At 65.6% G+C, this 6,420-nt stretch carries 4 protein-coding genes, 1 tRNA gene and 1 pseudogene; 3 read left to right on the forward strand and 3 right to left on the reverse strand.

What is annotated here, in order from left to right; translation table 11 throughout:
- Window positions 1-62: 62 nt before the first annotated feature.
- The 3 genes and pseudogenes from E4099_RS27425 to E4099_RS27435 all read left to right on the forward strand — a co-directional run.
- Window positions 63-1,367 (forward strand): annotated as a pseudogene (locus E4099_RS27425) (S1C family serine protease); the annotation flags it as partial.
- Window positions 1,368-1,418: 51 nt separating this feature from the next.
- Window positions 1,419-1,505: transfer RNA gene (locus tag E4099_RS27430), tRNA-Ser, on the forward strand.
- Between the two features lie 317 nt (window positions 1,506-1,822).
- Entirely contained in the window at window positions 1,823-2,581 is a 759-nt protein-coding gene (locus E4099_RS27435) for a DUF4232 domain-containing protein (RefSeq protein WP_135341818.1), read from the forward strand.
- Between the two features lie 101 nt (window positions 2,582-2,682).
- Here E4099_RS27435 and E4099_RS27440 read toward each other — a convergent pair whose 3' ends face one another.
- The 3 genes from E4099_RS27440 to E4099_RS27450 are packed head-to-tail and all read right to left on the reverse strand — an operon-like array spanning window position 2,683 to window position 6,135.
- Window positions 2,683-3,363 (reverse strand): hypothetical protein, encoded by a 681-nt coding sequence (locus E4099_RS27440; RefSeq protein ID WP_135341819.1) that lies wholly within the window; start codon window positions 3,361-3,363, stop codon window positions 2,683-2,685.
- A gap of 1 nt (window position 3,364) precedes the next feature.
- Window positions 3,365-5,713: a hypothetical protein gene (locus tag E4099_RS27445; protein ID WP_135341820.1), complete on the reverse strand. Its 2,349-nt coding sequence runs from the start codon at window positions 5,711-5,713 to the stop codon at window positions 3,365-3,367.
- A gap of 8 nt (window positions 5,714-5,721) precedes the next feature.
- Window positions 5,722-6,135, reverse strand: coding sequence for a hypothetical protein (locus E4099_RS27450; protein ID WP_135341821.1), 414 nt, complete (start codon window positions 6,133-6,135; stop codon window positions 5,722-5,724).
- Between the last annotated feature and the right edge of the window lie 285 nt (window positions 6,136-6,420).

The following is a 6,420-nucleotide window of genomic DNA, read 5'->3' on the forward strand; positions in this document are numbered from 1 at the left end:
CCACACCCGATATCTACACTTATGCGATCGTCGGAAGCGTCAGACGTGTATAAGATACAGCCCCCATGCCGACCGCGCCCGCGGCTCCTGCCGCCGCCGCACCGGCCGCCGCGATACCGCCAGTGGGAGGCGGCAGGACCTGGTGGGGCGGGGAGAGCGGCCCCGACACCTCCGGCGCGGCCGGTGGCGGCTGGGGGGCCTCGGTGCCCGCTCCCGGGGCGGTTCCACCGGCCCGCAAGCGCCGCGCCGGCGGGATCGTGGCCGGGGTGCTGGCGGCCGTGCTGATCGCCGGTGGCATCGGTGGCGGCATCGGATACTGGGCCGCCGACAACGACCAGGGCGGCACCGGTTCGACCACCGTCTCCGCCCCCGACAGCTCCAAGTCCGACAGCCGCGCGCCGGGTTCGGTCTCCGCCATCGCGGGCAAGGCACTGCCCAGCGTGGTGACCATCGAGGCGCAGAGCAGCAGCGGCCAGGGCGGCACCGGCACCGGCTTCGTCTACGACAAGGAGGGCCACATCCTGACCAACAACCACGTGGTGGCCTCCGCCGCGGACAACGGCAAGCTCACCGCGACCTTCTCCGACGGCAAGCGGTACGACGCGGAGGTGGTGGGCCGGGCCGAGGGCTACGACGTGGCCGTGATCAAGCTGAAGAACCCCGCCGGCGTCCACCTCAACCCGCTGCCGCTCGGTGACTCCGACCATGTGCGGGTCGGCGACGCCACAGTCGCCATCGGCGCGCCGTTCGGCCTCTCCGGGACCGTCACCACCGGCATCGTGAGCGCCAAGCACCGCCCCGTCGCCTCCAGCGACGGCGGTGGCACCAGCTCCTCCTACATGAGCGCCCTCCAGACCGACGCCTCCATCAACCCGGGCAACTCCGGCGGCCCGCTGCTCAACGCCAAGGGCGCGGTGATCGGCATCAACTCCGCGATCCAGTCGGCGGGCAACGGCGGCGGTTTCGGCGGTGAGGCGCAGCAGTCCGGCAGCATCGGACTCGGCTTCGCCATCCCGATCAACCAGGCCAAGAACGTAGCCGATCAGCTGATCAAGACGGGCAGCCCGGTGTACCCGGTCATCGAGGCCACGGTCACCATGAAGGACAGCGGCAACGGCGCCACCATCGCCGGCAACGGCACGGACGGCTCGGCCGCGATCACCCCCGGCGGCCCGGCGGACAAGGCGGGCCTCAAGCCCGGCGACGTGATCACCAAGCTGGACGGCACGATCATCGACAGCGGCCCGACCCTGATCAGCGAGATCTGGACCCACCAGCCCGGCGACACGGTCAAGCTGACCTACCAGCGCGACGGCAAGGAGCACACGGTCCAGCTCACGCTGGGCCAGCGCGAGGGCGACAGCTGACGCGCTAGGCTGAGCCTCGCGCTCTGACCCCAACCAACGGGCCGAGCGCGGGGAGGCTTGCCCGAGCGGCCTAAGGGAACGGTCTTGAAAACCGTCGTGGCAGCGATGTCACCGTGGGTTCAAATCCCACAGCCTCCGCCCAGCTCAACGTAGGAGCAGGTCAGAAGGGGTGCCCCGATCTCCGGGGGCACCCCTTTCGCCTATGCCCTGCCTGACCCTGTATCCCACTGCTGACCAGCGCGTGTGGCCCATCTGTGGCCCACGGGCCAGGGCTACCCGACCGGAGGAAAGGCCGGGCGGGTGTGGCCTGACGCCGCAGGTCGCAGCCGCGTATTTCCCTGGTGACAGCGTGTTAGCCGGGTGTTAGCGGGGCGGCAGCGAGGCGGTAGTGGCTCCGGCCAGAGTTGTTGTCGTACCGAGCAGCCCACGACACCGACCGCTCCGGGGGACCCGAAATGCGCTCCAACACCACCGCCCGCATCGCCCGCCGTCGCTCCCTCCGCGTCGCCGCCGCGGTCCTGACCGCAGCCGCCGCCCTGACCCTGACGGCCTGCAACTCGGACACTGGCGGCACCAAGTCCGCGGGCCAGACCGACACGGCCTCGGCCGGGTCCAACGGCTCCTCCGGGTCTTCCGGCGGTGCGCAGAACTCCTCCTCCCAGGGTGCGCAGGGTTCCGGCGCCCAGGCGGGCTCCGGCGCCAAGACGGGCTCCGGGACGCAGACGGAGTCGGGCAGCGGACAGGCCGCCACCGAGGGCAGCGGCAGGGCGCACGCGGGCGTCGAGCGCTGCCACACCGACAACCTGGAGGCCGCCTTCGCCACGGGTGAGGACGCGCTTCCGGTCCCGAACGAGAACGGCGGAGGCGGGACGACCGCCAGCATCGTCCTGACCAACAAGGGCACCAGCTCCTGCCGGATCGGCGGCTTCCCCGGTGTGGACCTGACTTCGATCAACGGCGGCGAGCGCTGGTCCCTGACCCGCTCCTCGCAGAAGTGGAGCTCCATGGAGCTGGAGGCCGGCCAGAGCACCTCGTTCGACCTCAACCTCCTCCTCACCGAGGAGGATGAGGGCTTCTACCAGCCGGCCTGGGTCGAGATCACCCCGCCCAACGAGACCAAGGCCCTCAAGATCGAGTGGCCCTGGGAGGAGTACACCCTCGTCGACCAGCGCAGCGCCACCCACCCCGGCACCTTCGTCAACCCCATCGGCTGACCAACTCGGAGCTCTGCCACGAAGGTCCGCTGCCCCGGTGAGACGCACCGGGGCAGCGGACCTGCCGTTGCCTGCGGCCGAACCGCGGCCAGGCCCCCCTGCTACCCGACCTCCTGGAGTACGAGTCGATCCGGGAGCCCGCCGTCGTTCTTGCACTCCAACTTGCGCGCCAGAGCGAGTGAGGCGGAGTACACGACCTTCATGTTCGTCTCGCGCAGTGTGGCCGGGTGTCTGCTGCGGTAGTCCCGTGAATGCCGGAGGGACACCAGGACACGGGCAGGCTTCGACGGCTCGTCCATCGATGGACCGATGCATTCGAAGTAGAGCTCAGCATCCTGCGGGCCGGCAATCGCCAGTTCCCCGAGGCGGTAATGGACGGGTTTCCCGGTGATCCATTCGGGGCGTCCCAGGTCTCGCGCTTCGTAATAGTCCACACTGATATCGGTACTGCCAGGTGCGGAGTCGCGATCGGACGTATTTCGGGCAATATGACATCGTCCTGATTTCCCGTATCCCGCGGACCCTTTTTTGTTGATTCCGATTATCTCCTTCGTGCCCGCGTCCAGGAAGTCACTGTCTTCGTTGAGAAATTCCCTGGTACTCCTCAACTCTTCCAGTGCCTCGGGAGCGTAAGTGAAAGCGCCGCCGCAGACCTTGCTTGCTGTCGTGAACTCCTCCTTCTTGTCCGGGGTGCCGCAGGCCGAGGTGGTAGCGCAGAGAAGCGCGGCACCCATGAGGAGGAAGGCTGCCCGAAGATCGCGGTACTTCTGGCCGGACTCCATTTCAGTCCCTCGGCCTTTCCCCTTGTGCCTCCTCCAGGGTGTATCCCCAGGTGTAGCCCGAATGGAGGGAGTGTTTTACCGATTCCTTCAGTTCTTTGTCCACGCCTGGTTCATTGATGAACTGAAGTGCCGGTGCGCTGGCCCTGGCTTCCCCTGTGCGGAAGATTCTGGTGCTCTTGTCGTGGACTAGCTTTTCGATGCTCTCTTCCTTTTTATCGCCTTCTTGCTCGGTGTCTTTGCCGATTGCTTGATCGATGAGATTGGACATCAAATCACTGGCGATATCGGAGGCGATAGGCACCGCCAAAGCTGCCACACCTCTGGCGGCTGCACTGTTTGGGATCAGGAAGGTTGCGCCTGTAACCACTGCTGCGGCGGCTGACGATCCGCCAAACTGTTTCCATGCTGCTTGACGCTCTTCCTTCCTTTCGTATTCTTGAAGTTCGTCCATTCCTACCTTCTGGACCTGCTCTGCGCGAGCCTTGTCGAGGCGCCCTTGCAATTCGGCTCCAAGCTCCACCGAGGAGCGGATATCGCTTCTGTCCCCTGTGCTCTTCAGGTCGAAATCCTGGCCAAGGAAACTGGTCGTCTGAATCTGCTGGGCCTCGGATAACGAGGCGTAGCAATCCGGGTACTTTGCTACCGTGCTGATGAACTTGCGAATATGGGCCTGCTTGTTTTGGAGGTGGTCATCGAATGAATCCTTGGGGGCGTAGACGCTGCCGTCCTTGTCGTCATCCAAAAGCCAGTCAATATCTCTGATGTAGGCGCTACCCATGCGTCCAAGACTCTCCGAGATCGTTTTCTGCTCATGCAGGAGATCCGGGTTGGAGTAGATTTCGATCACATTAGTCATGATCTTTGCCGAGTCCGCGTCCCGCTTGATCGGCTCTGAGTACGCATCCCAGGGGCGGCCCAACGTGGAGGATTCCAGTGCGTGGCCGAGCGCCTTCGGCATGTACCCGTGGGCCTGCTCGATAGCCTTGTCGTTCGATTGGTCGGTATCCGCGAACGATTCGTAGTGCTGGTTCGCAAAGTACCTCAGGTAACTGTCGCCGACACTGCCGTCCAAGTCGGAAGGCCCGTATCCGTCGGCGGCCGAGCCGTCCTCGTTGTAGAGGGTGGGCTCCTGGGAGAAGAACTCCTTCGAGGCCTCGGGGCTGTGTCCCAGTGCCTCCAGTACGGACAGCACCGGGTCGTAGCCGGCGCCGTCCTTGCCGTTCGGGTTGAAGGCGTTCTTGTAGCTGGCGCCCTGGGGGCCCGGGTCGAAGCGGGCGGGATCGTCCGCGTGAAGTTGGGTGACGTGTTCGGCGATGGGCTTCAGGAACTTCGCGTCGTAGTTTCCGTAGCGCAGGATTCCGCCGAGGAGTTGGTAACCGTAGGCCGTCGGGACGATGCCGGTCCGGTCCAGCACGAACTGCTGTGTGCCGAGCTTTCGCAGCTCCGGTCCCCATTTCTCGGCGAACGTGGTGTCGTGGGAAGCGGTTGCGAGGTTGAGGCCCAAGCCGCGCTGGAGCTTCTTCACGGCCTCCGTGTGCTTCTTGTCCCCCTGGCTGTATTCGCTGGAGTGGATCGCGATCTGGCCGTACAGGGTGAGGGCCTTCTTGGGGCCGAGGTGCTCGTAGAAGGGCTTGGCGAAGGCGGGGTTGTCGCGGTTGTCGAGCAGGAGCTCGTCCAGTTGGACCAGTTCGGCGTCGCTGAGGCCGGTTCCCTTGGAGAGGAGCGTGGCCGCGCGGTCCGCCTCTTCCTGGTCCAGGGAGCGGTACTTGGGCGGGGTGAAGTCGTGCGCGTCCTTGTCGTTGGCGGTCAAGGCGACCCTGAGGGATTCGTCCGCGTCCTGGCAGGTGTCGATGATCCGCTTGATCTTGTTCTGCCAGGCGGTCACGGCCTCCTGCTGCTTCCGCAGGGCCAGCGCGTAGTCGGGGTCATGGCGGGTCGAGGCGTCCGCGTCCTCCAGCTTCACCTTCTTCCCGCCCTTGCTCGCCAGGATCTCCTTGGCGGTTACCTTGCCGTGGCCGTCCACGGTGATTCCGGCAGCCGGCCCGTCCTTGTCCCGGATGCGGATCAGGTCGTCCTTGGCCTTCTTGAAGATGGTGTGGGCTTCGTTCAGAAGCAGTTTGATCGCCTTGGCGGCCTCGGCCGCCTCCGCGACCTCATGGGCTGTCTTGCGAATGAACTGCCTGGTGACTTCGGCGTTGACGCCTTTCCAGTCGGCACGATCGGCCTTTGCCCGCATGCCCTCGCGTGCCGTGGTGGCCATCGTGTCGAGCTTGGCGGCCAGGTCGGTCCAGTCGTCCACCGCGGTCTGGAGCTTGTCGACCGGCGCGTGGATCACGTCCTCGTACTTCACCAGGCGTCCTACTTCCAGTACTTGAGGATCTTGGACACCGCGGTGAGCTCACCCGCGATGTGCTGGTCGTCCTTGGCGTGGGCAGCCTGTGTGTAGTCGAGGTGGTTGGAGATCTGGGCGCAGGCGTGCTTCAGGGTGTCCAGCTGGGTCGACCAGTCCCGGTTGACCTTGGTCAGTGCCGCGCCGCAGGTGAAGTTGCGGTTGGTCAGGGCGGTGGCCGCGGCGGCTGTGGACGAGTGGGCGTGCCGGCCGTTCTTCGTCATGGCGGTGTGCAGCCGGTAGGCGTCGTGGCCGATGGCGCCGAGGTCGTCCCGTTTGACCACCAGGTCGGCCTTGCCGCCCTCGGCCACGTGGTCCAGCCGGGTGCCGGCGGTCGCGGAGCTCTGCCGTAACGCTTCTCGCCACTCGTCCTCGAACGACATGTCCCCTCCGGTGATCGCTATGAGTACTCACATACACCGTATGAGTGATCATGGTCGACCGTGAGTAGGTGTCTGAGTGCGGAGGGTTTTCTTTTTCGGTGCTGGAGTGGGGTAAAGGGTGCATCGGGGGTGAGGTGGATGCCGGTGGGAGGAACCGGGTCACTGCTGTGGGGAAGCTGTTCGGCTCACACCGTGATGACCGAGCGCCAGTTCCAGTTGATCTCGACTTCCGCCTGGGGCTCGGGTGGGCGTTGGCAGGCGCGTCGTTCGGGGAGGGTCTTGCGG

This window comes from Streptomyces palmae (genome assembly GCF_004684805.1).
GTDB lineage: Bacteria > Actinomycetota > Actinomycetes > Streptomycetales > Streptomycetaceae > Streptomyces > Streptomyces palmae.